4 protein-coding genes and 1 pseudogene are annotated in these 2,629 nt (G+C 72.6%); all 5 read right to left on the bottom strand.

Going from position 1 to position 2,629, the window contains the following annotated elements; genetic code table 11:
* The coding region (locus FNQ90_RS19185; protein ID WP_182607506.1) for a cytochrome P450 at positions 1-1,016 on the bottom strand (1,016 nt) is incomplete at its 3' end.
* Positions 1,013-1,621: a GTP-binding protein gene (locus tag FNQ90_RS19180; RefSeq protein ID WP_182607505.1), complete on the bottom strand. Its 609-nt coding sequence runs from the start codon at positions 1,619-1,621 to the stop codon at positions 1,013-1,015. The genes FNQ90_RS19180 and FNQ90_RS19185, both read right to left, overlap by 4 nt.
* Positions 1,602-1,964, bottom strand: a complete 363-nt coding sequence (locus FNQ90_RS19175; protein WP_143623322.1) for a DUF742 domain-containing protein — start codon at positions 1,962-1,964, stop codon at positions 1,602-1,604. Before FNQ90_RS19175 ends, FNQ90_RS19180 begins: the two co-directional genes overlap by 20 nt.
* Positions 1,961-2,395: a roadblock/LC7 domain-containing protein gene (locus tag FNQ90_RS19170; RefSeq protein WP_182607504.1), complete on the bottom strand. Its 435-nt coding sequence runs from the start codon at positions 2,393-2,395 to the stop codon at positions 1,961-1,963. The genes FNQ90_RS19175 and FNQ90_RS19170 overlap by 4 nt, the downstream gene beginning before the upstream one ends.
* A pseudogene (locus FNQ90_RS19165) lies at positions 2,385-2,629 on the bottom strand (hypothetical protein); the annotation flags it as partial. The gene FNQ90_RS19170 and the pseudogene FNQ90_RS19165, both read right to left, overlap by 11 nt.

Genomic DNA, 2,629 nt, shown 5'->3' with positions numbered 1-2,629 from the left:
GGGCCGGCCGACCACGCGAGGTGGGAGCGGTTGTCGTGGCCGAGCCCGGTGGGCAGGGCGGGGTCGGTGCCGCTGGCGGCGTGGCTGATGAGTACCGGCACGCCGGCGGGGACGGGGACCCGGTGCAGGTGGGTGTCGTGGCGGGCGAAGTGGACGGAGAAGTTCGCCATCGGTGAGCGGGTCCACAGCACCTGTTCCAGGGCTCGGCGCACGGTCACCGATCCCGCGGTCAGGTTGCCGGCGTAGGTGTGGTCGCGCAGCAGCAGCTCCAGGCCGGAGGCGATCCAGGCGGCGGTGGGGATGGTGCCGGCGCCCACCGTGCAGAACAGCTGGTCCACCACCTCCGTGTCGTTCAGCCCGTGCGGGTGGTCCAGGAGCCACGAGGACAAATCCGGGCCGGGTGAGGTCTTCTTCAGGTGGACCAGTTCGCCCAGGCACGCGGCGAAGTCGGCGGCTGCCCGCTGGGCGCCGAGGTCGGCGTTGATGATGCCGTGGCAGGCGTCGACCATGCGGGCCGCCAGACTCGGGGGACAGCCCAGGAGGTCCGCGAAGACCAGCAGGGGCAGCACATCGGCGAACTGGGCCATCAGTTCGGCGTGCCCGGCCGGGGCGAGGTGCTCGATCAGGTGGCCGGCGTGGACACGGGTGATCTCCCGCAGCCGGTGGGTGTCGATACGGGCCAGGCAGTCCTCCAACGCGCCGCGCAACCGCCGGTGTTCCGGGCCGTCGGCGTACAGCAGGTTCGGGCGGTGGGCCATCAGCGCGAGCACCGGGCTGTCGGGCGGCACCTGCCCGGCGGTCAGAGCCGCCCACCTGCGGGAGTCCTTGCTGTAGGTGTCGGTGTCGGTCAGCAGGTCCACCGCGGCCCGGTGGTCGGTGACGACCAGGGCGTACACGCCGGGGGCGATCTCGGCCCAGGCCACAGGGCCGGCGGTGCGCAGCGCCCGGTAGGCGGGCTCCGGGTCGGCGGCGAATGCGTCGCCGAACAGGCGCGGCAAGGAGGCGTGCGGGGTCATGGGGTCGGCTCCGGGGTGCGGGAGAGCAGGTGGGTGACCAGCGCGATGAGGGCCCGGGTGGCGGAGGTCCGCTCCCGGGCGTCCACGCGCACCAGGGGAGTGGTGGGGGTCAGGCTCAGCGCATCGCGCAGTTCCGCCTCCCGGTGGGCGGGGGTGTCGGGGAAGTGGTTGACGGCGACGGTGTAGGGCAGACCGGCGGTTTCCATCAGGTCGATGGCGTCGAAGCTCTCGTGGACGCGTCGTTCGTCGAGCATCACGATGCCGCCCAGCGCGCCCTCCAACAGGGTGCGCACCATGTGGGCGAAGCGGGGCTGACCTGGGGCACCGAAGATGTACAGCACGATGTCCTCGGCCAGGGCGGTGCGGCCGAAGTCCATGGCGACGGTGGTGGTGTCCTTTTCGCCGAGGCGTTCCAGCACGTCCACCATGGCGCCGGCGCTGGTCATGCGTTCCTCGGTGCGCAGGGGGGCGATGTCGGAGACGGCGCCGACCAGGGTGGTCTTCCCCACGGCGAAGGGGCCCACCACCACGATCTTGACCGCCTCCGCCCCGGCGGGCACGTAACCACCGGCTGGTGGTGGGTGCTCAGAGCTTGCGCAGTCCATCGAGGATCCTTTCCAGGAAGGCGCGGTCGTGGCGGTCCGCGGCCGGGACGAAGGGGGCGCGGGCGACCAGGTGGCCGCTGTCCACCAGGCGGGAGGCGATCGGCATGGTGACGGCCACCGGCAGTTCCAGGCGCACGGCGGCCTCGGCGACGGAGAGCACGCCTGGCAGGCACAGGGCCATCAGCCGGTGGGGGTAGGCGCCCAGGCCGGTCAGGGGCACCTTGGGGTCGGCGATCAGCAGCGTGGCGGGGTCCAGGGTGGAACGGGTGGGGGTGAGGTTTCCCCCGGCGGCGGCGTAGGGCCGCACCATGCCCCGGCGGCGGTGGGCGGAGGGCGGACTCATCCGCGGGCCCGGTCGCGGGCGGCGAGCACCGGCTTCATCCCGGTGATCATCTTCAAGGCATCGGTGACCGCACCGGGAATCTCCTTGGTGGTGGAGTCCCCGCGCACCACCACCGCCAGACTGGTGCGTTCCCCCGCGGTGAACAGCAGCACCGTGAAGGCCTTCAGGTCGATGGTGACGTGGCGCAGCCTCAACTCCTGTCCGTCGAAGGACTCAAACCCCTGGAGGGAGGCCTGCAGGGACATCAGCCCCGAGTAGAGGGCGGCGGCGCGGTCGGCCTCGTCCTTGCCCAGACGGCGGGAGCGGGCCATCTCCAGGCCGTCACTGGTGAACAGCAGGGCGTGCTCGATGCCGGGCTTGGCGGCCAGTTGGTCCAGGGCCCAGCCCAGGTCGGTGGTGTCGGCGGTGGGTGCGGGCTGCTCATCGGCCATGGCGATCCTCTTCGGTGTCGTTCTCGGCGTCGGTGGAGTGGTCGTAGCCGGCGCTCAGGGCCCGGCCCAGGTTCCGGAAACCGGCGGAGAAGGCGTCCGGGTCGGTGGTCTCGGTCACCGCCTCGCGGGTGGGCCGCTCGGTGAGTTCCACCCGGCGCGGCACCCGTTTCGGCAACCCGGCCGGGGTGCCGGGCCCCGCCGTTGCCCGCTCCTCCCGGGGCGGGGACGGGGCGG

Source organism: Streptomyces alkaliphilus (assembly GCF_014141535.1).
In the GTDB taxonomy this organism is placed as follows: Bacteria; Actinomycetota; Actinomycetes; order Streptomycetales; family Streptomycetaceae; genus Streptomyces; species Streptomyces alkaliphilus.
This window is presented reverse-complemented; position numbering and strand designations above follow the sequence as displayed.